General features: G+C 68.4%; 1 protein-coding gene. It reads left to right on the top strand.

The genetic code is table 11. From position 1 onward, the window contains the following. On the top strand, positions 1 to 490 hold a 490-nt coding region (locus C5F75_RS36020; protein WP_456151276.1), incomplete at both ends, for a PDC sensor domain-containing protein.

The following is a 490-nucleotide window of genomic DNA, read 5'->3' as shown; positions in this document are numbered from 1 at the left end:
ACGAGACGTCGCGCAACGTCGCGGCCGTGCTCGCGAGCCAGATCGCGCGGACGGTCGAAACGTCGAACAACGCGCTGGTCGCGCTGGCTGCCGACCTGGGCAAGCAGGCCGTACAGCGCATGGACACCGGGTTGCGGCACGACCTGCTGTTCGAGCGCACCGCGGCCCAGTACCTCACCGGCATGGGCGTGACCGACCGGCGCGGCCAGTTGATCGACGGATGCTGCGGCACGACCCATCGCTGGGACTTCAGCGATCGCGACTACTTCAAGGTCCATCGCGACGCGGACAACGTCGGGCTCTACGTGTCCCAGCCTTATCGGGCACGCTCGCGCGGCGGCAAGGAGTCGATCGCGCTGTCGCGGCGCATCGAGCGGCCCGATCATGCGTTCAACGGGATCGTGGTCGTCGCCATCGATCTCGCTTACTTCGAGCAGCTCCTGTCCCGGCTCGACGTCGGCCCGAACGGGGTCAGCGCGATCGTGCGCGC

It is taken from the genome of Burkholderia anthinoferrum (genome assembly GCF_002925705.1).
GTDB classification, from domain to species: domain Bacteria; phylum Pseudomonadota; class Gammaproteobacteria; order Burkholderiales; family Burkholderiaceae; genus Burkholderia; species Burkholderia semiarida.
Note: the sequence above shows the minus strand (reverse complement) of the source record. Positions and strands in the feature narration are given on the sequence as shown.